The organism is Pseudoalteromonas luteoviolacea S2607, from assembly GCF_001625575.1.
Classification (GTDB): Bacteria; Pseudomonadota; Gammaproteobacteria; order Enterobacterales; family Alteromonadaceae; genus Pseudoalteromonas; species Pseudoalteromonas luteoviolacea_E.
Genome location: NZ_AUXV01000045.1, coordinates 90,181 through 115,534, shown reverse-complemented (window position 1 = coordinate 115,534; position 25,354 = coordinate 90,181). Strand labels below are relative to the sequence as shown.

The 25,354-nt window shown below is 41.8% G+C and carries 21 protein-coding genes; 13 read left to right on the top strand and 8 right to left on the bottom strand.

The features are described from left to right. Window positions 1-309: 309 nt before the first annotated feature. From serS to lrp, 6 genes are all read right to left on the bottom strand, one after another. Window positions 310-1,599, bottom strand: coding sequence for a serine--tRNA ligase (serS, locus tag N480_RS16740; RefSeq protein WP_063373589.1), 1,290 nt, complete (start codon window positions 1,597-1,599; stop codon window positions 310-312). Window positions 1,600-1,609: 10 nt separating this feature from the next. Then, the gene (gene crcB / locus N480_RS16735) at window positions 1,610-1,990 is read right to left on the bottom strand and encodes a fluoride efflux transporter CrcB (RefSeq protein WP_063373649.1); all 381 of its coding nucleotides are present in this window, start codon (window positions 1,988-1,990) and stop codon (window positions 1,610-1,612) included. Window positions 1,991-1,996: 6 nt separating this feature from the next. Beyond that, window positions 1,997-3,352 (bottom strand): replication-associated recombination protein A, encoded by a 1,356-nt coding sequence (locus N480_RS16730; protein WP_063373588.1) that lies wholly within the window; start codon window positions 3,350-3,352, stop codon window positions 1,997-1,999. Next, window positions 3,345-3,974 (bottom strand): outer membrane lipoprotein chaperone LolA, encoded by a 630-nt coding sequence (gene lolA, locus N480_RS16725; protein WP_063373587.1) that lies wholly within the window; start codon window positions 3,972-3,974, stop codon window positions 3,345-3,347. The genes N480_RS16730 and lolA overlap by 8 nt, the downstream gene beginning before the upstream one ends. 1 nt (window position 3,975) lies before the next feature. Continuing rightward, on the bottom strand, window positions 3,976-6,648 hold the full coding sequence (locus N480_RS16720) for a DNA translocase FtsK (RefSeq protein WP_063373586.1): 2,673 nt from the start codon (window positions 6,646-6,648) through the stop codon (window positions 3,976-3,978). A 68-nt stretch (window positions 6,649-6,716) separates the two neighbouring features. Continuing rightward, window positions 6,717-7,196, bottom strand: a complete 480-nt coding sequence (gene lrp, locus N480_RS16715) for a leucine-responsive transcriptional regulator Lrp (RefSeq protein ID WP_063373585.1) — start codon at window positions 7,194-7,196, stop codon at window positions 6,717-6,719. 137 nt (window positions 7,197-7,333) lie between these two features. Here lrp and ald point away from each other — a divergent pair, with 137 nt between their 5' ends. The 9 genes from ald (at window position 7,334) to N480_RS16670 (ending at window position 18,689) form a co-directional block, all read left to right on the top strand. Further along, window positions 7,334-8,455, top strand: a complete 1,122-nt coding sequence (gene ald / locus N480_RS16710) for an alanine dehydrogenase (RefSeq protein ID WP_063373584.1) — start codon at window positions 7,334-7,336, stop codon at window positions 8,453-8,455. Window positions 8,456-8,591: 136 nt separating this feature from the next. Continuing rightward, a complete protein-coding gene (locus N480_RS16705; RefSeq protein WP_063373583.1) occupies window positions 8,592-9,434 on the top strand; it encodes an HDOD domain-containing protein in 843 nt (280 codons plus the stop codon). Between the two features lie 123 nt (window positions 9,435-9,557). Next, a complete protein-coding gene (locus tag N480_RS16700) occupies window positions 9,558-11,426 on the top strand; it encodes a methyl-accepting chemotaxis protein (RefSeq protein ID WP_063373582.1) in 1,869 nt (622 codons plus the stop codon). Window positions 11,427-11,507: 81 nt separating this feature from the next. Beyond that, window positions 11,508-12,101 carry a PilZ domain-containing protein gene (locus N480_RS16695; RefSeq protein ID WP_063373581.1) on the top strand — a complete coding sequence of 198 codons (594 nt, stop codon included), beginning with the start codon at window positions 11,508-11,510 and terminating at the stop codon, window positions 12,099-12,101. 59 nt (window positions 12,102-12,160) lie between these two features. Next, window positions 12,161-13,198 carry an agmatine deiminase family protein gene (locus N480_RS16690; protein WP_063373580.1) on the top strand — a complete coding sequence of 346 codons (1,038 nt, stop codon included), beginning with the start codon at window positions 12,161-12,163 and terminating at the stop codon, window positions 13,196-13,198. 8 nt (window positions 13,199-13,206) lie between these two features. After that, the gene (locus N480_RS16685) at window positions 13,207-14,097 is read left to right on the top strand and encodes a carbon-nitrogen hydrolase (RefSeq protein WP_063373579.1); all 891 of its coding nucleotides are present in this window, start codon (window positions 13,207-13,209) and stop codon (window positions 14,095-14,097) included. A 17-nt stretch (window positions 14,098-14,114) separates the two neighbouring features. Then, complete coding sequence (gene mfd / locus N480_RS16680) at window positions 14,115-17,588, top strand: transcription-repair coupling factor (RefSeq protein ID WP_063373578.1); 3,474 nt, start codon at window positions 14,115-14,117, stop codon at window positions 17,586-17,588. Next, window positions 17,585-18,430 carry a CsiV family protein gene (locus N480_RS16675; RefSeq protein WP_063373577.1) on the top strand — a complete coding sequence of 282 codons (846 nt, stop codon included), beginning with the start codon at window positions 17,585-17,587 and terminating at the stop codon, window positions 18,428-18,430. The genes mfd and N480_RS16675 overlap by 4 nt, the downstream gene beginning before the upstream one ends. A 13-nt stretch (window positions 18,431-18,443) precedes the next feature. Further along, window positions 18,444-18,689, top strand: coding sequence for a hypothetical protein (locus N480_RS16670; protein WP_063373576.1), 246 nt, complete (start codon window positions 18,444-18,446; stop codon window positions 18,687-18,689). On the opposite strand, the gene N480_RS16665 is transcribed toward N480_RS16670, so the two are convergent. Next, entirely contained in the window at window positions 18,686-19,195 is a 510-nt protein-coding gene (locus N480_RS16665) for a GNAT family N-acetyltransferase (protein ID WP_063373575.1), read from the bottom strand. The genes N480_RS16670 and N480_RS16665 overlap by 4 nt on opposite strands. A 78-nt stretch (window positions 19,196-19,273) precedes the next feature. Here N480_RS16665 and N480_RS16660 point away from each other — a divergent pair, with 78 nt between their 5' ends. Beyond that, on the top strand, window positions 19,274-19,483 hold the full coding sequence (locus N480_RS16660) for a hypothetical protein (protein WP_063373648.1): 210 nt from the start codon (window positions 19,274-19,276) through the stop codon (window positions 19,481-19,483). A 204-nt stretch (window positions 19,484-19,687) separates the two neighbouring features. Beyond that, complete coding sequence (locus N480_RS16655) at window positions 19,688-21,193, top strand: Calx-beta domain-containing protein (protein ID WP_063373574.1); 1,506 nt, start codon at window positions 19,688-19,690, stop codon at window positions 21,191-21,193. A 77-nt stretch (window positions 21,194-21,270) separates the two neighbouring features. Here N480_RS16655 and N480_RS16650 read toward each other — a convergent pair whose 3' ends face one another. Then, the gene (locus N480_RS16650) at window positions 21,271-21,618 is read right to left on the bottom strand and encodes a hypothetical protein (RefSeq protein WP_063373573.1); all 348 of its coding nucleotides are present in this window, start codon (window positions 21,616-21,618) and stop codon (window positions 21,271-21,273) included. 214 nt (window positions 21,619-21,832) lie between these two features. On the opposite strand from N480_RS16650, the gene N480_RS16645 reads away from it, so the two are divergent. Both N480_RS16645 and N480_RS16640 read left to right on the top strand, forming a co-directional pair. Then, window positions 21,833-22,816, top strand: coding sequence for a response regulator (locus tag N480_RS16645; protein WP_063373572.1), 984 nt, complete (start codon window positions 21,833-21,835; stop codon window positions 22,814-22,816). Window positions 22,817-23,301: 485 nt separating this feature from the next. Beyond that, window positions 23,302-25,248 carry a GEVED domain-containing protein gene (locus N480_RS16640; protein WP_081231905.1) on the top strand — a complete coding sequence of 649 codons (1,947 nt, stop codon included), beginning with the start codon at window positions 23,302-23,304 and terminating at the stop codon, window positions 25,246-25,248. Window positions 25,249-25,354 lie beyond the last annotated feature (106 nt).

Genomic DNA, 25,354 nt, shown 5'->3' with positions numbered 1-25,354 from the left:
ATAATGGTAACAATAAGCAGCCCGCTCGCAGACTAATCTATGCGTGCGTCACTTATTCAGTAGGAATGGCCAAACCTCAAGACTCAATTAATCATAGATTAGGATCACATGCAATAATTAAACGATGAGAACAGTATGAGATTATTATTGAAAGGTATATAAATTCAAAAATTACACTTAAATAGATTGTTTATTTATTTAATAATCACTTTATGGATTAAACCACCCAACTTACGTGTAAAAAAACATTCATTATTTTGTCATAAAAAAGACCGCTAGATAGCGGCCTGATTTCAATAACTTGCCAAGTTACTTCAAAATTTCTAAGCCACCCATGTATGGCTTAAGCACATCAGGAACGATAATAGAACCATCTTCTTGTTGATAATTTTCTAATATTGCAACCAGCGTTCTACCTACTGCTAAGCCAGAACCATTTAAAGTATGAAGTAGCTCAGGTTTCTTTTCCCCAGCACGACGGAAACGCGCTTGCATGCGACGAGCTTGGAAGTCCTGCATATTTGAGCAAGAAGAAATCTCTCGATACGTATTTTGCGCTGGCAACCACACTTCAAGGTCATAAGTTTTCGCAGCGCCAAAGCCCATATCACCCGTACAAAGAACAACTTTACGATATGGTAATTCCAACGCTTGCAAAATCGCCTCTGCATGCCCTGTGAGCTCGTCTAACGCATTCATTGAGTCCTCTGGCTTTACTAACTGAACCAACTCAACTTTATCAAACTGATGTTGACGAATAAGGCCGCGAGTATCTCTACCGTAACTACCTGCTTCACTTCTGAAACAAGGTGTATGTGCAGTCATGCGAATTGGTAGTTCTTTCTCGTCATAAATTTCATCACGCGCACAATTTGTTAACGGCACTTCCGCTGTAGGGATTAGGCTATAACCATCTTGGTCTTCTTCTAACACCTCTGTGTGGAAAAGATCAGCGGCAAATTTAGGAAGCTGACCCGTACCAAACAAACTCGCTTTATTCACTAAGTAAGGCACGTACATTTCTGTGTAGCCATTGCTATCAGTATGCGTATCAAGCATAAACTGCACAAGTGCACGGTGCATTCTTGCAACACCACCGCGCATAACCGTGAAACGAGAACCACTTAATTTAACACCTGTTTCAAAGTCTAGGCCTTTACCTAAGGCTTCACCTAGGTCAACGTGGTCTTTCACTTCAAAGTTAAATTGTTTTGGCTCGCCCCATTTTGACACTTCAACGTTATCGTCTTCATCCGCGCCTGCAGGAACTTCTTCTGCTGGTAAATTTGGCAACGTCAAAGCAATGTCTTGCAGTTCAGCAAGTACTTTATCTTGTTCAGCTTTCGCCGCAGATAGCTGATCACCCAAGTCTGCAACAGCATCAAGTAGTGGCTGTACATCTTCACCTTTTGCTTTTGCTTGTCCAATTGCTTTGGAACGACTGTTGCGTTCACTCTGTAATTCTTGAGTTCTTGTTTGTAGAGTTTTACGCTGCTCTTCAAGCGCATTAATTGCAGCAACATCTAGCTCAAAGCCACGTTTTTTTAAGCGCGTCGCAGCTTCTTCAATGTCTTGTCTTAAATACTTTGGATCTAACATGTTTGTTCTTTTAACCTTTTTGCATGACTAAGCAAAGACCTATCCAGGCCATAAAAATACATATAACAACATTCAACGTAATATTCAGTGCCATTTTCACAATTTGCCCTTGCTGTAACAACAGCAAGCTATCCATTGAGAATGTCGAAAATGTCGTCAAAGCACCTAAAAAACCTATCCCAACCAGAGCTTTGGCTGGAGATACTTCGATTATTTGCTTTTCGATTAATCCGTAGAGAATGCCCATCAACAGTGAACCCAGAATATTAACGGTCAACGTCCCAAAAGGGAATCCCTTACCTGCGAGTTTTAGCACAATATCGCTAATAAAAAAGCGTAGGCACGCACCAAACGCGCCGCCCACAGCAATCATTAAGTACGTTTTAAGCATTTCCATCTAGGGTTTATCCGGCAATTTTCCATATCGTTGTCGCACACTGCTCAAATTGAGTGACTTGAGGTAGTTGAGTTTTTCCCCAATTTGTTTTTCTAGCCCTCTATCGGTTGGAAAGTAATATTGCCTGTCAGACACCGCTTCTGGAAAGTAGTTTTCCCCTGCAGCATATGCACCATGTTCATCATGTGCATAACGATACTCTTCACCAAACCCCATTTCTTTCATTAGTTTCGTAGGCGCATTTCGTAAATGTTCTGGTACGGGTAAATCAGGGTCTGACATTGCATCTCGCTTAGCCTGCTTAAATGCGGTATACACAGCATTACTTTTGGCTGCACTGGCAAGATAAATAGTTGCTTGTGCAATTGCTCTTTCGCCTTCTGCAGGGCCTACACGATGATAAATATCCCAAGCATTTAGCGCTACTTGCATCGCTCTTGGATCTGCATTGCCAATATCCTCGGTTGCAATTGCAAGTAACCGACGCGCAACATAAAGCGGATCGCCTCCACCAGCCAGTATTCGACAGTACCAATAAAGCGCCGCATCTGGCGCACTACCTCGAACCGATTTATGAAAGGCTGAGATTAAGTCATAATAAATATCGCCGCCGTTATCATACTTCGCTAAATGAGTTGGCAAAATCTGTTCTAACACTTTGCTGTCCACAACAACTTTCTCACCTTGATGGGTGCCAAGATCTACCGCTTGTTCCAGCAAATTGAGCGCTCTGCGTGTGTCACCGTCAGCAGCTTGCGCGATAGCCGAGATCGCCTCTGGACTAATCGCAATGTTAACTTTTCTTAACTGTACATCATCCCTTAAAGCGCGATTCAATGCATGCGTCAGTTCTTCTGTTGAAAGCGGCTTGAGCGTATAAACTCGTGCTCTAGATAAAATCGCATTATTGAGTGCAAATGACGGATTTTCGGTCGTGGCACCAATAAAAACAAACGTACCATCCTCGATATGCGGTAAAAATGCGTCTTGCTGCGATTTATTAAACCGATGTACCTCGTCAACAAATAGCAAAGTCCTACGACCCGATTGAGACAGGCGGCTTTTAGCTTCTAACACAACCTCCCTGATTTCCTTAACTCCCGCAGTCACCGCCGAAAGCTTTGCAAGCTCTGCATCCGCATGGTGGGCAATAATCTCAGCCAAAGTTGTTTTGCCAACGCCTGGCGGTCCCCACAGTACTAAGCTATGGCATTTACCTTGCTCTATCGCGCGATACAAAACCGAGCCTTGGGCTAGGATATGTGTCTGACCAATGTAGTCTTGTAACGATTTTGGCCGCATTCTAGCGGCCAAAGGTCTTACATCTGGTGAAAAGTCGAACCCTAAGTTAGTCACTTTCTGTTTGGTCGTCTATGACCACCCCGTGTGGAATTTTAAAAGTAAATGACGCATCATCTAACTCTAGGTTTGTTTTACTGTTGGCAAATTTAAACGTAGAAGTTTGGCCGGACGCATCTTTGATACTAATCGAGTCAATCTCAACACCTTGCTTCTTAAAGACGATATCTAATAACTCTACTTGAGATTCGATGTTTTGCTTTGGAGAGACACGATAACCGGCCTCTGTCTTCTGTACTTGATATTTTTGCCACTGGGTTTTGTCTTGGGTCGTCAATAAAACAAACGGTGTGGTATCTATCAAACCGGCTGTTTTCATTACCGTCACTTGCTCTGCAAAACTATCAAAATAAAATGTCTTTTTTCCGTCCGAAACAAGCAGTGTTTCATCAGGCGCTGTTTGCTCCCATCGGATCTTCGAAGGATACTTAAGCGCAATATTTCCTTCTCCATCTTGCAACAACGTACCCTCTTCATCTTTGACTTGTTGTTTAAAGTCGGCTTGGAACGTGTTTAAAGCTTTTAATTTTGATTTTAATGATTCTGCATCATTGGCAACCGCCTGTGACATCGCGCCAATTGTTACACCTAGTACTAAGGCTATTGATTTAAACTTCATTCTAATTTGCTCCACCTTTCGGTACTAATACTTCTCTCGCGCCATTGTGTCCAGGTGCACTTACAACACCCGACATTTCCATTTGCTCTACCAAACGCGCAGCTCGGTTATAGCCTACTCTCAATTTGCGCTGAACACTGGATACTGACACTTTACCCGTTTCAATAACAAACGCCACTGCTTCATCATACAACGGATCAGACTCTTCGTCGCCGCCTTCAGCTTGCTCGCCAGGTAATAGGATCTCTTCTGTTGCCTCTCCACATAAAATATCTTCTATGTAGTTGGGCTTTCCTCTGGCTTTCCAATCATTCACAACCGCATGTACTTCATGGTCATCAACAAATGCACCATGTACACGAATTGGTACGCTTGTTCCTGGTGGCAAGTAAAGCATATCACCCATCCCCAGCAAGTTTTCTGCACCTTGCTGATCAAGTATGGTTCGTGAGTCTATTTTACTGGAAACCTGAAACGCCATTCTCGTTGGAATATTTGCCTTAATTAATCCGGTAATAACATCAACAGATGGCCTCTGAGTCGCAAGAACCAAATGTATACCTGCGGCTCGCGCTTTCTGCGCGATACGAGCAATTAGCTCTTCTACTTTTTTACCCACAATCATCATCATGTCGGCAAATTCGTCTATGACAACAACTATGCTAGGTAATTTGTCTAACTCTTCTGGCCCGTCAGCCATTCCATCTGTATCTTTAAATAACGGGTCTAGGATTGGATGCCCAGCTTCTTTTGCAGCCAATACCTTCTGGTTATAACCTTTAAGATTTCGAACACCTAAAGCTGACATCAATTTGTAACGACGTTCCATTTCACCAACACACCAGCGAAGTGCATTGGCTGCTTCTTTCATGTCCGTAACAACTTCACACAATAAATGTGGAATACCTTCGTACACAGATAGCTCCAACATTTTGGGGTCTATCATTATCATGCGTACATCTTCAGGTGGCGACTTATATAGCAAGCTTAATATCATAACATTAACGCCAACTGACTTACCTGAACCAGTAGTACCTGCGACAAGTAAATGTGGCATTTTAGCCAAGTCTGCTACAACTGGTTCACCAGCAATATCTTTACCTAACACCATAGTAAGAGGCGAAGCATTTTGCTCAAACTTAGGGGCGTTAATGACTTCTGATAAGCGAACAATTTCTCTATTTTTGTTCGGTAACTCTAATCCAACATAAGTTTTTCCAGGTATAACTTCTACAACACGCACACTTACAGCTGACAGAGAGCGTGCTAAATCCTTTGCAAGTCCTGTAATCTTCGCAACTTTTATGCCCGGAGCAAGATCTAGCTCAAATCGCGTTACAACTGGCCCGGGATAAACACCAACCACCGCTGCTTGGATATTAAAGTCTAAAAGTTTTGCTTCAACGAGTCTTGATACTGTTTCAAGCTCTTCTTTAGTTATCGGGTTTTTGGCTTTATCCGGTCTGTCTAACAAGTCTAAAGATGGCAAAGGGTCCGTTGGAGGCTCGGCTTCAAGAAGCGCCTCAAATTGTTCCTTTGCTGATGGTGGCGGTTGATACGTAGGCTTTGACTCCGTATTAGATTGGTTTTGCTTTAGCGGACGCGCAGGTGAAACCACTTTTGTAACTGGTTCCTCTTTAACTGCTGCATCATCTAATGCATTTAATGCGGCGACTGTATCTAGCGACTCATCATCGATGGCAGAAAAGTTAATTTCTTGCTCTAAGATTTGATCGAGTTCGTCAAACACATCAGACGAGACTGGGTCTCCAAGTGCACTGCTGTCAGAAGAAAAGCTGGGCTCTACTGCTGGTGAGGCAACTGCTTTTTCTTCTTGTTTGCGACCAACCGCAGAAAACAACTTGTCTTTTAATTTCAGAGGCTTTGGTGATTGTGTTTGCGCTTCAAGCGTATCTTCCTGATAAGAATCTATTGAAGGCTCGTCGCCCACATTTGCAACATTATGAGCGCGCTCAATTTCTTCTTTTTGAGGCTCATCGTCTTCAGTTTCGATATTCGTTGGAGAATTGTTTATCGGAGGTGCTTCGACCAGCTTTTTATCTTCAATAGTTGTGACCGCCCCTGTCTGGCGCTCTTTGAATTTAAAGAATAGGAACCGGATTAGATTGACTACTTTTTCACCTAAATAGTCGACAGCTTCTACCCAAGACACGCCAGTTAACAGAGTAATACCCGCAAAGAAAAAACACAGCAGTAATATAGAAGTACCAGTAAAATTAAAAGCAGGCATCATCGCACCAGCGACTATGTCCCCTACTACCCCACCGGAAGAAAACGTGTAAATATCGTCGAAGTTTATACTACTTATAGCACTGGCTGATGCGACAAACAAAGTTGCCCCAATCACTCTTAAACCAAGCGTCGTATAGTCTAATTGCAGAAGTTTATGGGGCTTTTTAAAAATTAAATAACCGAACAGTTGCATGGCAGCAGGTACTAAAAATGCCAGCCAGCCAAAGCTAAGTAGCAAAATGTCTGCAACCCAAGCTCCCGCAGCCCCCGTAATATTGTTGACCTTTATAAATTCCCCGGCCTGAGTCCAAGCTGGATCGGCAGGGTCAAATGATATCAAGGCACACAGCGTGAATATTGCGGCTGCTGTACTAACGATTAGACCTGTTTCAAGTAGGCGCTGAACACCATTTAAGCGCATTAAACTCAACCTGTATTATCTTTATATTAAAAATGTCTTTTATAGAGTACACCATATCAAGAAATTCTTTAAGGTGCACAAGGTTTTATAACCTCGCCTTGCTCCCCTTTAACTTCTTCCATAACAACATAAGTGCGGCTTTCATTAATATTCGGTAATTTCAAAAGGATTTCCCCAAGCACTCCGCGATATTCAGACATATCTGTCACTCGTGTCTTGAGTAAGAAGTCAAAATTACCAGATACCAAGTGACATTCGATTATTTCGTCATGCTGTTTTACGGCTTCGTTAAACCGCTCAAATACGTCAGGCGAGTTTTTGTTAATCGTCACTTCTACAAATACAAGTAACCCTTGTCCAAGTTTAACTGGGTCAACAACCGCTTTGTATCCTGTAATAAACCCCTCCCGCTCTAGCTTTTTAACCCGTTCTAGACATGGCGTCGCGCTTAACCCGATACGCTTTGCTAATTCGACGTTCGATATTCGACCGTCTTTTTGTAATTCAACTAAAATCTTTCTATCAGTTCTATCAAGCTGAGTATGCATGAAAAGTGCTTTATCCTACATTTTTTAATTTTACAGTGTTTTCATCTCTAAAATAGCACAAAAAAGGTAGGACACACTAGCTATGCATAATTATAATAGTCGAAAATGTTATCCGTTCTTAATTGAGGCGATTTATTATGATTATTGGTGTACCTAAAGAGATTAAAAACCACGAATACCGTGTTGGTATGGTTCCAGCAAGCGTTCGTGAACTAATTAACCACGGCCACCAGGTTATCGTTGAAACAAATGCTGGTATCGGCATTGGTTTCACAGACGAAGATTACATTCAAGCAGGTGCTGAAATTCTTTCTACTGCAGCAGATGTTTTTGCTAAAGCTGAAATGATTGTAAAGGTAAAAGAGCCGCAAGCGGTTGAGCGTGCGATGCTTCGTGAAGATCAAATTCTTTTCACATACCTTCACCTAGCACCAGACCTTCCACAAACGGAAGATTTAATCAACAGTGGTGCAATCTGTATCGCATACGAAACAGTTACTGACGCACGTGGTGGTCTACCACTTCTTGCTCCAATGTCAGAAGTTGCTGGCCGCATGTCAATTCAAGCTGGTGCTCAAGCGCTTGAAAAGTCAAACGAAGGTCGCGGCATGCTACTTGGTGGCGTACCAGGCGTAGAACCAGCTAAAGTTGTTGTAATCGGCGGCGGTATGGTTGGTCGTAACGCGGCTCAAATGGCTGTAGGCATGGGTGCTGACGTTACTATTTTAGATCGTAACATTGATGTATTACGTAGCTTAAATGCTCAGTTTGGTAGCCAAGCTAAAGTGATCTACTCAACTGTAGATGCACTTGAAAAGCACGTTCTTGCAGCAGACCTTGTCATCGGTGGCGTGCTAATTCCAGGTGCAGCAGCGCCTAAACTAGTTACAGCTGATCACATCAAAGCAATGAAACCAGGTTCTGCGATTGTTGACGTAGCTATCGACCAAGGTGGTTGTATTGCTACTTCTAAAGCAACTACGCATGCTGAACCTACTTACATTGTTGATGATGTTGTACACTACTGTGTTGCTAACATGCCAGGTGCGGTTCCACGCACTTCTACGTTTGCACTTAACAATGCAACGCTACCTTACATTATCAAGCTTGCGAACCTTGGCTATAAAGAAGCTCTACTTTCTGACCAACACTTCCTAAATGGTCTGAACGTACTTAAAGGTCAAGTTACATGTAAAGAAGTTGCTGAAGGCTTCAATATGGAATATGTAGATCCTCGTTCAGCAGTTGAAAACGCTTAATGTAAAGTTACATATTTATTAGGCCAGCCTTTGCTGGCCTTTTTTATGCCCACTAAAAGGAGCATTTCAACTCGTTTACCCAGTTTGGCTATTTTTTACTATTCTTAGATATAAATAAGATGAAGTGAGCGAAGTAATGGCCATATCTTTAACACCACAAGAAAAACAAATCTTACGAACAATTTCTATCCCCCCAAGGCCCGAAGCACTTGTAGAGTTCTCTCAAGAAACAAAATCAGCAGAACCCGATATATCAAAGATTACTAAAATACTGCAAGGTGACGTCGCAATGAGTGCTGCGGTATTGCAGGTCGTTAACTCAGCGGCATTTAGACGGGCTAGAGAAATCGAATCCTTGGAACAAGCAATTATGATTTTGGGGTTAAAAAGATTAATTCCGCTTGTCAAAGCCGTTGCAGTCAAAGCAACTGTCGAAACCCCAAAATCACTTGAAAACTTTTGGACTGAACAAAGTGACATTGCTCAGCTATGTACAGCCCTTTGTAATCAGTTAAACAAGCCAGCCCTTGCAAATCACGCTTATATGCTAGGTCTCTTTCATACTGTTGGCATTCCTCTGTTGTGCGTGCATTTTGATGATTATCAAGAGGTATTAGACTGCGCAAATGCACAAGGGTGGAGTAAAGCAAGCGCATTTGAATTCGAAAAATATAACACTAGCCATGCCACAATAAGTGCGTTGCTTGCTCAACAATGGAAGCTACCAAAGCCTATGATTAACGTCATTTATTATCAGCATGACGCCAGTGGAATATTCCATTCGGGAGAATTAGATACTCTAAGCTTAGAACTACTCTCAATATTAAAGCTGGCACGCCATGGTAACTTCATGAGACAAACAGCAGGCTCACTTGCGACCGATGAAGAATGGGTAGCTATCAGTGACGAAGTGCTGGACTTCATCGGGCTTTCAGAAGATGAAATAGAAGAGCTTTATTCGGACCTTGAGTCGGCCTAATTTCTTTAATTTCAAAATTTTTGTATCCATTTTGTAAATAAACACTTTAAATTCTAGGAATTTATTGCAACTATTGGCTAATGATTTACCTTTAATAATAAGCTCATTCATGGGAGACGTTCAGTGAAGTTCAAGTTTAAAGTAGTCGCCGTTTCTGCCTGTGTATTAGTGCTTGCTTTGTTTTTGCTCTCACTAAAACAGTATTTCCTTCTTAAAGATAATTTAGAACAACAAGTCACTAATAGTATGGAAGAAGTGATTCAAGGGATAAGTAATACTGTTACCGCACAAATGCAAGGTTCAATGAACCTCGCTGCGCTATCTACGGGGCTCGTAGAACAAGTAGACTCATTGCAAGATGCATATCCAATGATTTCTCAATCTAAACTGACTTCTGAGTTCATACTTATTGGTTATGGAGAAGAAAGTTCTGGGAAATATGTCGCCAGCGACCCTAATTGGGACCCTGGCTCAACTTGGGATCCTCGAGTTAGACCTTGGTATAAAGACGCCAAAGCAGCAGGTAAGCTTGTTGTAACCGAACCATACGCGGACGCTGTTAGCGGAGAAATCGTTGTATCAATTGGTGCGCCCGTCAAAAAGAATGGTCGATTCCACGGCGCTATTTTTTATGATGTTAGCCTCGCAAAGCTGGGAGAGATGATTAATTCATTTAATCTTTTTGATGCTGGGTTTGCATTTATGGTTAGCTCTGGTGGCGACACTATATCTCATCCCAATGTGTCAATGAATGGACAACCGGCTAAAAACTTTTTAGGAAACACCGTCATTAGAGAATCATCGCAAGAAATTGAAATTAACGGCGTTGAATATCTCGTCATGTTCAAAGCGGTCGAAGGTTATGACTGGTTTGTTGGCGTCGCACTTGAAAAACAGAAAGTCTTTTCGGCAATGGATACGCTCGCTTACGACGCGACCATAGTGACCATCATTGCCGTTGTGGCAAGTTTTATTGCCCTTTCTTATGTTATTAATATTTTGCTTAGACCTTTAGAAGTAATTAATACAGCGATGTCAAATATTGCACGTGGTAATGCAGATTTGACGGTGAGGCTGCAAGCTTCAAAAGAACCAGAATTTTCTGCTCTTGCCGAAAACTTTAACCTCTTTACCTCTCGGCTACAAAACATCATCGCAGAAATTCAAGCCTTAGGTCATGAAGTACTGGCTGATGCCAAGCAAACATCAGCTGGAGCTAATCACGCAACGCAAGCTATCCAAAGGCAATTGGAATCGCTTAACTCATTGGTTGATGCAACGGCTAATATGTCTAACACTGAGCAACAAGTTGCTAATACCGCACAACAGGCAGCGGAAGCGATTAAAACAACAGATGGCCTTGCGTCAGATGGCGAAGGTATTGTCGTACAGTCAACAACCTCAATTGCTGAACTTTCTTCCCAGATAGAACGTGCAGTAGATGTGGTCAATGAGCTCGAAGTGTCTTCTTCGGGCATAGAACAGATACTCTCGGTAATTAATGGCATCGCTGAGCAAACCAACTTACTTGCACTAAATGCAGCGATAGAAGCTGCACGAGCAGGTGAATCAGGACGTGGCTTTGCCGTTGTTGCAGATGAAGTGAGGACCCTTGCACAAAGGACGCAAGAAGCAACAACAGAAATCAAGTCGATGATTGACCAATTGCAGTCAGGCGCCGAAAATGCGGTTGGTGTTATGAAGCAAAGCCAAACAATTGTTGAGAAAACAGTGGTCAAAGCAGAAGAAACCAAAGACGCATTGCACGCAATTAGGGAATCAATTAACCATATTGTTGAGCTTAACGTAAACATCGCGAGTATGTTAGAAGAGCAACGTACGGTCGTTGAAGCGGTCGATCACAACGCATCCGAAATTAGAAACCTTTCTAATACGGTCGTTGACGAGGCGAAAGTTGTTGACCATACGATGAAGTCACAGGTGGACAAAATCGCAAAACAAGAAAATATGTTGGAGCAATTTAAAGTATAAAACTCTAACATCTTGATTTAATGGGCTAGAGTGGAGAGAATACAACAATCGCTCATCTAGCCCTGTAACATTGGCAACTAAATGCAAACAGAATTAAAAGAAAATTTTGAACAGTACTTTCAGATTGACGAAACAAACCAAATTAACTTGTTTCCTGTCGAGCAGAACATGGTGCCCAAAAATGCGGCGCAACTCGAAGCTGCTATTCCCCCCCTGTTTAAACTAGCCAATGAGATAAATGAACTAGATTTAAACGCACTTAGACCACTTAGAAACCTTGGCGATGTAGCCAGTGACTTAGCAGCCTATTTACAAGCTCAATCAAGAAAAATTGATCTTATCATGAGTCACATACTTGCGAATGAGCAGCCGGAAGATGACACGTCTTATTGCGACAGCTACGGCGGTGGTGGAATTAAAGTCACCTCTGATGAGCAATTTAGTGTTGGCCAAAATTTCCGAACTAAGATTTTTTTACAACATGAAGCAAGTGCCATATTTTGCTATAGCCAAATCATTGAGACGCATCAAAAAGAAGATAACCAAATTCAGTACACACTCGCATTTACTCAAATAAGGGACTCGGATCAAGAGCTTTTAGTACGTGCGAGTCTGCATGCACAAACAAGGCAGCTAAAAAAGCGCCAATCGGACAGTGATTCTGACACAAAATAGCTGACTCTGTGCAAACCAGTGATACACTTAGCCCCTAGCAATTAAAAATTACAATCGTCATGAGTTTTACATTATTACCTGAATGGTCACCGCAAGACGCTGTGATGCTCACTTGGCCGCATAAAGAAACTGACTGGGTTGAAATCCTCGACCAAGTAGAACCAGTTTATGTGGCCCTTTGCCAACACATTTCTCAAGTTCAAAAAGTCGTTATTGTTACGCATAACCAAGAATTAAAAGACCATGTAATTCAGTTGCTCAGTGAAGCAAGTGTAGACATGACTCAAATTCAGTTTGTCGATGCGCCTTGCAATGACACTTGGGCAAGAGATCATGGCCCGTTAACTACCGCCGATAGCGAAGGGAATCTTTGTATCAAAGATTTCGTATTTAATGGATGGGGCAATAAATACGCAAGCGAGCTGGATACACAAATCAACTCAGCACTGTGCAAACAACTAGCTTCACCTAATAACTTAGTTCAACAAGTCGATATTGTACTTGAGGGCGGAGGCGTTGAAATCAATGAAAGTTCGGTGTTACTCACAACTTCAGAGTGTTTACTCAACCCAAATAGAAACCCTCATTTAGACAAAGCGCAATTAGAAGAAAAGTTAAAAGTCGAGTTAGGTGCAAAATCCTTTTTATGGGTGGACCACGGGTATTTAGCTGGTGATGACACCGATAGCCATATCGATACATTGATCAGGTTTGCGCCAAACAACACATTGGTATATGTACAATGTGACGACGAAGCAGATGAGCATTATGAAACCTTGCAAGCAATGGAGTCACAACTTAAAACATTTACTACACCAACTGGCGAACCATACACGCTTGTACCTTTACCTTGGCCAAGTGCCAAATACAACCATGATGGTGACAGGTTGCCAGCGACATACGCTAATTACCTAATCATCAACGATACGGTATTGCTGCCAATTTATGGCGATGAAAAAGATGCGCTCGCACTAACGCAATTGCAAAAAGCTCACCCAGAAAGAACAGTGATAGGTATAGACTGCCTACCAATCATTCACCAGTTTGGTAGTTTACACTGTATCACGATGCAATTACCTCAAGGCTTTTTAAAGTAGGAGTCCAAATGAGCAACAATAATTTGAAAGTCGCGCTGATACAACACAGCAACAGCGACAATTTAGAAGAAAACTTTGAAAAGTCCATTGCAGGGATAAAAGAAGCTGCTCAGCAAGGTGCAAAATTGGTTGTTCTACAGGAACTACACCGCAGCTTATATTTTTGTCAAACTGAGGACACCAATCTATTCGACTTAGCAGAAACTATCCCAGGTCCAAGCACTACGGCACTTGGAGAGTTAGCTAAACAGCTTAATATTGTCATTGTTGCGTCCTTGTTTGAGAAGCGCGCTACTGGTCTTTATCATAATACCGCTGTTGTTATCGAGTCCGATGGAACGCTGGCAGGAAAATACAGAAAAATGCATATTCCTGATGACCCTGGTTTTTATGAAAAGTTTTACTTTACTCCTGGAGATTTAGGTTTTGAGCCCATTCAAACCTCTGTAGGTAAACTTGGTGTGCTCGTTTGTTGGGACCAATGGTTCCCTGAAGGTGCCAGGTTGATGGCAATGGCTGGTGCAGAGTTATTGATTTACCCAACTGCAATTGGCTGGGATCCACGTGATGACAAAGACGAACAAGTTCGCCAAAGAGATGCATGGATGATCGCGCAAAGAGCGCATGCCGTATCAAATGGCGTCCCGGTGATAAGCGTAAATCGAGTTGGACATGAATCAGATCCAAGTAATCAAAGTGACGGGATTTTATTTTGGGGGAACTCTTTTGTTGCCGGCCCTCAAGGAGAGTTACTAGCTCATGGTTCAGAAGAAAATGAACAAGTATTGGTCGTAGATATAGACCAAAATCGTAGTGAATCTGTACGCCGTATTTGGCCCTATTTGAGAGATAGGCGTATAGATCATTATCAAGACCTATGTAAAATATACCGAGATTAAGCAGTTAGGAGTTAATAATGGCGCTAGTGCAGTGGAATGAGCTACCTTGGGTAAAATCACAAAAAGACAAAATCCATTGGGGTCAACTTCTTGGTAGCAGTTTGGCAATTACCATCAGTGAAGGGGTTAAACAAAACCAATCTTTAGTGGTTTTGGTCACGCCAGATACGCCCAGTGCCCTGCGCCTAGAAACAGAGCTTGGATATCTGATTGGTGATGATAATGTGATGGTCTTTCCTGATTGGGAAACCCTACCCTACGATCATTTCTCACCCCATCAAGATATTATTTCTCAGCGCTTAGCAAGCTTGAATGCGCTTCAAAAAAAACAACAAGGTGTGTTACTTGTACCTGTCTCCACACTTATGTTACGAACCGCGCCACCTGAGTTCATATATGGCAATGCTTTACAGTTTAAAACCGGTGACTCTATAGATGCACAAGCGCTAAAAGACACGCTAACACAAGCTGGCTACCGTCATGTGCAACAGGTTATGGAACATGGTGAGTTTGCTGTACGAGGGTCGATTATCGACCTATACCCGATGGGCAGCGAGCGACCTTACAGGCTAGACTTTTTTGATGATGAGCTCGATAGCATCCGTCTATTTGATATCGAGTCACAGCGCTCAAGCGACACCATAAATGCTATTGACCTGCTACCAGCACACGAGTTTCCTACGAATGAGGAAGACATTGAACGTTTTAGAATTAAATATAGAGAAACGTTTGGTGCAAGCTCTGAGCAAGACTCAATCTATATGCAAGTCACACGGGGCAACTGGCCTGCTGGTATCGAGTATTATTTGCCTCTGTTTTACGATAAATTAGCAACAATTTTCGATTACTTGCCAAGTGACGCCGTGTTTATGCACCTTGGAGATGTTGAACACGCGGCAAATGAATTCTGGATGGACGTTTGCAAACGCTATGAAAATAGACGCGTCGATCCATTGCGCCCACTACTGGCGCCAAAAGAGTTATACCTCAATGTAGAATCTTTGTTTGAAGCTTTCGCGCATTTCCCTCGCATTCGTTTAAGTGAAGCAAAACTTGGCACCAAGGCTGGTCACACCAACCTCAACGCGAAATTGGTTGATGATGTCAGAGTCGACCATAAACATGCCGATCCTTATCATGCGGTTATTGATTACATAGCAAACCAGAAAAAGCTCAAAGGAAAAGTCTTATTCAGTGTTGAATCTGATGGGCGACGTGAATCACTATTAACCCTTTTAAAACCATCTGGATTAAAGCTTAAAGAGTTTGAAAGCTTCGAAAAGTTTGTAAGCGGCAGATCTGATGTCGGGCTCATCGTCAGCCCTTTAGAATCTTCCGTTTTTCTTGCCGGCGAGAAGCCTCTGTCGCTTATCACTGAGCAAGAGCTGCTCGGCATTAAGGTATCTCAAAGACGTCGCCGTAAACACAAGTATGAACAAGGACAAGATGCCCTCATTCGCAATTTAGCTGAGCTAAAAGAAGGGCAGCCGATTGTTCATTTGGACCATGGTGTTGGTCGTTACTTGGGCCTTCAGACGATAGATGCAGCCGGAGTTGCCACTGAGTTTGTTACCATCACGTATGCAGGAGATGCAAAGCTGTATGTGCCGGTTTCATCTTTGCACATGCTTAGTCGCTACTCTGGCGGTGAAGAAGCGAGTGCCCCACTTCATAAACTTGGCTCGGACGTTTGGGAGAAAGCAAAACGTAAAGCCGCTGAGAAAGTGCGAGACGTAGCGGCAGAGCTATTGGATATTTATGCTAAAAGACAAAGTAAACCCGGTCACCAGTTCAAGCTAGAAGGCAGTGCATATCGTGAATTCAGTGATAGCTTCCCCTTTGAAGAAACAGATGATCAACGTAATGCCATAGAAGCAGTCATTGGAGATATGCAAACTAACCAAGCAATGGATAGACTTGTTTGTGGTGATGTTGGATTTGGTAAAACTGAAGTCGCCATGAGGGCCGCATTCGTCGCAATCAATGACAACAAGCAAGTAGCGGTATTGGTTCCAACCACCCTACTTGCTCAGCAACATTACGAAAATTTCAAAGATCGTTTTGCCGATTTGCCTATAGAAGTGGGTGTCTTATCTAGATTTAATAGCACCAAAGAGCAAAAAGAAACGCTCGCAGGGCTTGAGTCTGGCAAGATTGATATCGTCATAGGCACACACAAGCTTATTCAGGAGAGTATTTTATTCAAAGACCTTGGATTGCTCATTGTCGACGAAGAGCACCGCTTCGGTGTAAGGCAAAAAGAAAAGATCAAAAAGCTCAGAGCGGATGTTGATATCCTAACGCTCACAGCAACGCCTATTCCTCGTACGCTTAACATGGCAATGAGTGGAATGAGAGACCTTTCAATCATTGCAACGCCACCAGCAAAGCGTTTAGCGGTTAAAACATTTGTACGTGAGCGCAACGATGAGTTAATCCGTGAAGCAATTTTGCGTGAAATTAAGCGTGGTGGTCAGGTTTACTTCTTACACAATAACGTCGAAACAATCGAAAAAACCGCAGCAGATATCTCAGCGCTCGTACCTGAGGCCAGTATTGCCGTGGCTCATGGCCAAATGCGCGAACGTGAATTAGAACATTTAATGAGTGATTTCTATCACCAAAAGCATAACGTCCTTGTTTGTACGACAATCATTGAAACGGGTATAGATATTCCCACCGCCAATACCATTATCATGGATAGAGCCGATAAATTAGGTTTGGCACAATTGCACCAATTACGAGGCCGTGTAGGAAGAAGCCATCACCAAGCATATGCATATTTGCTGACCAGAAATAGTCAGGCGTTGACCAAAGATGCCGTTAAACGTTTACAAGCTATTGAGTCATTAGAGGACCTAGGCGCTGGTTTTGCATTGGCAACCCATGATTTGGAAATACGGGGGGCAGGTGAACTGCTCGGAGATGATCAAAGTGGTCAAATTCAAACCGTTGGATTCACTCTGTATATGGAGATGCTTGAACAAGCAGTTCAAGCTCTAAAGGATGGTAAAGAACCAACTTTGGAGAACTTGCTGCAACAACAAAGTGAAGTCGACTTAAAAATACCAGCATTACTACCAGACGACTATATTCACGATGTAAACATTCGTCTGAGTATGTACAAACGAATTGCTAGCATGAACACCGAACCTGAGCTGGACGAATTAAAGGTTGAACTTATCGACCGATTTGGCCTTTTACCTGACGCGACCAAACACTTATTCAATATTCAGCTATTAAAGTGCAAAGCTCAGCAACTCGGTATTAATAAAATTGAAGCGAACCCCAAAGGCGGTTACTTTGAGTTTAGTAACACGACGAGCGTTAACCCAACATTCATTATCGGCTTGATACAAAGCAACCCTGCAATATATAGAATGGAAGGCGCAAGTAAGTTACGCTTTAATATAGAAGAAAAAAATGGACAGGAGCGACTTAAACTCGTTAAGGCCATGATGGATGACTTTCAGAAAAAGGCGGTTGCATGAAGCAATTTGTACTAAAAGCAATTCTTTTAGGTACGTTGGGTATGGTCGCAACACCAGCATTGGCAGTACGCTGGTTTGAGGTAGAGTTAATCGCCTTTTCACAAAAAGAAGGCGCTGAAATTCGTGAGGACTTCTCAATAGAAACCGGACCAATCCCAAGAGAAAAGCGTCTTGATTTACTTACAAAGGGGTTTAATAACGTTGGGCACCAAGCATGTTTATCAGGTGATGTGAACTACGACCCTCGCTCTGTAACAGAAAAGTTCACTCGGCAGCAAAGCTCTTGGTATTGTGATGACAACATTAACTATGTTGAGCGTTATGAGAAGCTACCTGTTATTCCTGTAAGTGAGCCTCTGGATCATATGCAATCTATGTATCTTCTTGCGCCTGAGCAGCTGAGGTTTGACGCAATTAGAAAAAAACTAGAGCGACAAGGGAAAAATCCTATTTTACATACTGGATGGCGATTCCCTGACCAAAGCAAAAAGCGCGCGCCTAATGTTGTTGTGTACGGTGGTATGAAGTTTGAGCAACCTGCAAGTTATAGATATATCAGTGACGGACAAAGCGACAGCTTTATCAGTTTACTAAGTTCTGCACCACAGCGTGCAATTAAAACCCAAGGGGAAGATCTTTGGGAGTTAGACGGGACGGTAAAAATTCATATTCGTCATTACTTATATGTTACGAGTAACTTTGATTATCGATATTTAACCGAAGAAGGCGAATTAGAGTCCGCTAGAATGTCACAGTTTACACGCGTGTATAGTGGCGACATTCATTACTTAGATCACCCGAAAATGGGCATTATTTTCCAAATTAGGAAATTCAAACATTAATAGGATAACCAAAATGAAAAAACTTTTAACGATTGCAGCGTTGCTAAGCTTAACTGCTTGCTCAAAGGTGACTATAGAAAATTACGAAAAAATCTCCGTTGGGATGGAAAAAACAGAACTTGAGCAAGTTTTAGGCTCGGCTGATTCATGCGAAGAAAAAACACTACATACGAATTGTGTTTGGGGTGATGAGAGCAAAAATATTACAGTCACACTCGTTTCAGACCGCGTTACGCTATTCAGTAAAAAAGGAATTTAATCCTTAATCAGTATTTTCCTGTTTGAATCACAAAGGCATAGTCGATATTCACTATGCCGCTTTTCAAAGCCAAGGTGCGTCAATAGATTTAGACTGCGAATATTCTTCGAAGACACCTTTGCCCTCACCTCTTCGACCAAAGCTTTAGATAACACTAAATTTATCGAACTAAGTAAACAGTTGGCGGCTTCTCTCATAAACCCCTGATTCCAATATTGCGGAGCAAGCTCGTAACCCACATATATTCTTGAAGTGCTGTCACAATAGTCAAATAAACCGATTGAGCCTATTCGGACGCCCTCTTTAATTAGCATCATGCGCACGCCCACACCCTGATAAAAAAGCTCAAGGTCACTTTGAATCATTGCTTTGATATCTTGTATGCTTAGTGCGTTGCCATAATCATTAAAATAGCTAACTTGCGGATCATTTAATATGTCATGTAAGACTTGGCTATCTCGATAATTTACCAAGCGCAATACGAGCCTTGTTGTCAGTAATTCCATTTCACCAATTTGGTCGATTTTTTATTATTTTGGTATAAACTACCCAATCTTATTAGAATGTCCAGTGAAGATAAAAATATGACCGAAAATAATGCCGAATTTACAGTTATTCCTCCTACAACAAAAGTACTATGTAAAGAAAAAGGTGAAGGCTGGACACTAACAGGGATCACCGGTATCGATGAGCATACCTCAGTGATGTTCAATGGAGTAAGGTATACCTTACCTGCAAAAAAAATTGTCGACGAGTTATTGCCTAACTACTTGGAATCGAAGAAAAACGCTTAACCTCCGCTGACTTTTAATCCATTTGTACTAATTTATTGTTGCAATTTTGTTCATGCAGAGGAATAATAGAATGAGATTGCAAAGATAATAACGGAAGCGCCCGTCTCGAAGGATTAAGAGTTCACATCTTACATTGGAAGTCGATGTGTCATTACTTTGTGTTGTGTTAGCTTAATTAGGATAACCCGACCAGAGTTTGTTACCATGCTTAAAACATCACTCACTTTATTAACTCTAGTAACAGCGTCGTTTTCACCGCTTAGCCTCGCCAACACCTGTAGCGGTGAATTGTATGGTATTAATGCTGGGCGAGGAGATGTAGGCATTCTTTTTGGCCTCAATGAACAAACTGACAGTGCTTTTGCTCAAACGCTAGCAGAATTTAGCTCATCTGCTCTCGCATACGACAGCACCAGTAAGCGCATGTATTACATCTCGGCCCCTCGTCCAATTGAGTATGAAGTAGATACCAGCCACTTGAACCTGTCTGCCGAACAAAAAGAACATTTACCTATTGAAGGTAATCGCTTCAAGTATATTCGCCTTGCATATTATGACTTCAATACAGACACACACACTATAGTTGGGCGTACAACTCAAGTGCTCAGTCTTGTATACGACGCTGAACGTGATGCTTTACTGGGAACAGACTTTAAAAAACTCTATCAAATCGATAAAAACTCTGGCACTACGATTGAGCTAGGTACTTTAGGTTCATTGAAAGGCAAGTTCAGAGGCGACTTAGTCATTCAAAATGGTAATTGGTACTTGATCACAAGCCGTGCAGTTTACCAAATTGATAAAACAACCTATGGCGTGACCAAGCTTGCAAACCATTCTCTGACTGCAGCTACGGGTGCAGCATTAAACCAAAGCGGTGAAATAGTCGTTAGCCGCACACTGATTAATGACTACGGGCACGTTAACAAGTCAAAACTATACAAACTTAACCCTCAATCTGGTAACACTTGCTTGTTGGCAACAGTCCCTGTACGGATAAATGACTTAGCTTCAAATACAGACAAAGAAGTCGCCTGTTATACAACTCCAACATGTGAAACCGACCCACTCCCTTCTATTACATTAGAAGCGGTTACTGATTCGGCCTTAGAAGCTGGTAAGTTAGAGTATCAAGTGACATTGAGTAATAGTTACTACCAAGATGTCACGGTCGACTTGAGTATTACAGATGGCACTACTGACAACAGCGATTACAGCTTGGGTCAGTCTACACTGACTATCCCTAGCGGCGATACATCAGCGAGCGTGTTTATCGATGCATTAGATGACCAAGTTCACGAAAGTGACGAGACCTTTACGCTTAATGCGAGTGCAGATCAAAATGCTACTGGCACGGCTTCGGCACTTGGCACAATCATAGACAATGACCCAGCTTGTACACCGGATAATTATACGCGTATTAATTACCAGTTCGTCAGTGAAAGCGCCGGTTATAACAACGATTGGGGCGTAACAGTTAACGGTAGTTACGTGAAACTACTTGACGAATACGGCGGCTCTGGTAGCTACGATGTACTTCAAGGCCACAGCTATAACTATGTTTTAGCGATAAATGGAAATGCAAACCACTTGACCGGAAACTATAGAGTTTACGGAGACAAGCAATTCTGGGAAGACCAAAATGATGCCGATTATAACGATTTCGTTGTAAGGGTGTGGACTACAACTATTCAAAAAGGCTGTAATTAATAACTAAAACTCTATATGCACCACTTTCGCGATATGCTGCTTAACTGGCCTTAACAGCATATCGCATTTTTATTGCCCTATTTACCCCAGAATATGTAATGGCTTGTCCTTGTTCGGGACTTATTTGACTGTGATATGGCTGTTTGGTATTGGTCAAACGTTACAGTGGTAGACAATATTCCTTTTTCAAACTTGTACTGAATCTTTTCATCTGGCGTTAGCGTAGAGTAAATTTTACCAATATGCTCTTCTGTTGCTGAATTACTTCGCAAAGTCCGTGCTTCGTCAAATTGAGCACGCGTATAACTGGAAACCGAAACCGTTTTTACCGCTGGAATAACAACCATGTCGCTAAAATCCCCCAGCGTCTCAGAGGCAACCCCAGTAAAAGAAGTAGAACATAATAACGCTATAAATAGTTTCATATAACTTTCCTTCTCTTATTTACACCTATAAAAAGTAAAGAAAAAGGGGACACTTGTCTAGCGCAACTTTTCGTCAATTCCCCATGACTTTAAAGAATTGCCATCAATTTGACACAAACCCTTTAAAAAATTGCGTTTGAAGCACGACAGGACATACTTATAAGTCAGCATCCACTGTTTACAACAGTTTGTTTGAAAAGATAAGCGGTTCGCCATGAAAAAGTTTAAAGTATTGCTCGTCGAAGATAATCCAATTTATGCACAGCTCGTTCAGTTATTGGGTAAAGATAAGGCTGACTTTATTTGGTGTACTAACCTGAGAGAGGCTGAAATAGCTTTAAAAGAGCATCAATTCGATATTTACTTGCTAGATTTATATCTGCCTGACGGAGATAGTATCGAGTTTTGTCGCCTTATCAATACACCAAAAAAGGATGAAACAATTACGGTATTCTTGAGTGGTGAAACCGAACTGGAATGGCGGTTACGCGCTTTTGAAGCTGGCGCGGAAAACTACATTCCGAAAGATATCCCTCAGCAATTACTTAAATTGAAACTGGATAGTTTACTGGATTATCAGGCAAAAAGGTTGCGGGCCTTAAAACACGCAAAAAAAGATTCTCAGTTGCAAACAGATCGAACATTTCGTACCCAGCTTGATAATAACGCCCTAATTCACTTTTATCGCCAATGTTTAAATTTAAATGACATCAGTAAGTTTTCAGGGTTCTTAGCTTCATTGATGGAAAGTTGGGAGCTGGATTACGTCGCTCGGCTGAAGCTCACTGATGGGACAGAATATCATTTCAAAAATAATGATGAAGCGATATGCGAAATGGAACTTGAGCTTTTTGATGAATTAGAAGTAAACACGGCAAATGTACAATCCTTTGGTCAATCGACATTCTTTAAATACCAACAAGCAGAGCTTATAGTTAAAAATATGCCCACGGATAGTTACAGTAAAGGCTCTTTGATTGATATATTCCATTACGTGGTCGAGGCCATTGACATTCGCTTAAACGAAATCGCGAAGTTGCATCATATGGATACCATTATTAGTGAAATTAAGGAGCATACCAATACCCATCAAGATGATAAAAGCATGGCGCTACTCAACGAGTTGGTAGATGATTTAGCAGCGATCACTAAAGACAAGGACCTTAGCGATGACAATGATGATCTTGTATTTTTTTAAACCACTTTCGTGGCGGTAAGGTTTTGGGCTCTGGTAGCAAACGCTTAGTCACTCACCAAGATTCGATTGTATTAACTGATTGAGTTTTTGATACAAACCTCCACCATCTATTTTTATTTAACTATGCAAAACAATGATGTACTGAGTTCTGAATAATGTGAAAACAATCATACTAGAGCATTATTTCAACCTTTTATTTATAAGTGCCCTTCTAATATTCCAAAAAAACATATTGATATAAAAAAACAATTATTCAATTCAATAAAAACATCAAAATCAGATAATTAAGTTTGTTTTTTACCCATTTTAGATAAATATGAGATAAATTCACCTTTACATTTTTTGCATACAATATACATTTAATTCAGAAGATCGTTAATGGAATACCAAGATTTAATGAAATCTTTGTGACCATTTAGGTCTTATTTACCAGAAGATAATTGCCTAAATAGGCATGCATCCTCACAATTTGGAGAACATGTAAAGTGAAAATTAAACGTACTAAAAAGTTATTATTAATGGGGTCCTGCTTGCTGCCCAGTGTAATCACATGCACTCAGCTAAAAGCACAAGATGAAGTTACTCCTTTAAATACCAACTACTGTGAAAGCTCAGGTGGTGGTAATTATGAGCATATTGCTGGCGTATCTACTGCGGGTATCAATAACATATCTGCTGGTCAATCCGCGTATACCGACTTTACCAACTTAACCGCCGAGCTTAGTGTTGGACAAAATCAAATCACCCTTACACCCGGTTTTGTAAACAACGCCTATACAGAATATTGGAGTGTATTCATTGATTTAAATAATGATGGCGATTTCAATGACATAGATGAACTCGTTGGCTCTGGCAGTAGTCGAACTGCATTAACAACCACTTTAGATATACCCGCATCAGCTGAAGGTGTAACTTCGAGAATGCGCATTGCGATGAAGTACAATTCACCCGTTGCCAACGCTTGCGAAAATTTTAACGCAGGTGAAGTCGAAGATTACTCTGTACACATAAAACCGCGAGATACGTCACAACTTGAAGATATGTGTCTGAGCCAGCCGCCCACTGAACAATCAGCGTTAACCGACAGCGTACCTGTATGTGTCAAGTCTTCTTCTCAGTTTCAAAGTTTTTCTGTACCAGGTGCTGATTCGGCTGGGAGTGTGGCTATCACCACGTCTTATGGTCAAGGTAACCTGACGCTTGAAGCGCGCAATGGTGAAGGTGGCTACCCTAGACCTGGAGACGACAGTATTCGATCTAAGCACATTGGCAATACAGAATGTGTTGTTATCACCAATCCGACTAAGTACTGGACTAACATTGTGATGCGTGGTCTTTTTAAAGGCGCGACGATTGTAGCAGACCTAGGCGCGACTAACTGCAGAAAAGAGCCTGGTGCTATAGACCCTGGTAACGTTGCATACGAGTTTTCACACGTGAATGTCATTATCTTTCCGTTTAGCTTTAACGGCACACCTCTACCTTGGTCTGTGGACCAAATTAATGCCGATATGCAAACCGTAAAACAATACTATGCAGAGCAGTCGTATGGTCGCTTCAACGTTACATGGGAAATAAAACCAGAAATATACATCAATGAGCCCAAATCAAAATATGATGCCGATACAAAAGCATGGCACCAATTGTATGCGGACAAAATTGCACAAGCTGGTGTTGATATGAACTTTCCTGGAGAGGCTAATCTCGTCATGATGGCTTCGCCACAAGTCTCGACCATTAATTCCCAAGCAGGCCCGCCGTTTATTCAACTCTATCACCACAAGCCAGGTACCATTGCGCACGAAATGGGACATGCAATGGGTCTACGCCACTCTATGTCGGTTGAAGCCGGTAATCATGTCATCAATTCAGGCAATGATTCAATTCGCAATTATGGCAACCCACATGCCATGATGGGCATGGGTGCTCATACATTAGAAGAGTACAACCTGATGTATAAAAGCTACTTTAAAGGCTGGCTGACAGATGAAGAAGTGCCTCTTATCTCCTCTTCAGGAACATACCGTATTTACGCTTTTGATCACGGCTCTTCAGCGGGAACAAATGCGCCTGGAAGTATAGGACTGCGACTAAAGTCAGGTAATGGCAATTATACCTATTGGCTTGAATACCGAACTACAAATGATAGGTATAACACTAATACCAAAAATGGTGTTTTAGTCAATATCAAAGGCTATATGGAAAATGAGCCCCAACCTTCTTTTTGGAACCATAGATCGGCGCTTTTAGACATGACGCCTAACTCAAAAGACAACTCTCGCTGGGCACAAGAAGATGAAACGGATGCGGAGCTCGCAATTGGTAAAAGCTTCACGGATCCATGGAGCGGTTTTAAGATCACGCCAATTGCAAAAGGAGGACAAGAAGATTCTGCAAATGCGTGGATCGACGTCAAAGTAGAAAAGTTCTAAGCTAATATGCAGGCATACAGATAAAACGAGCTAAGGCACAGTGTGTTCACTGTGCCTTCTTATGTACTTTCAGTACAATCCCATAAGGTAATATCGCGAGTTAGTG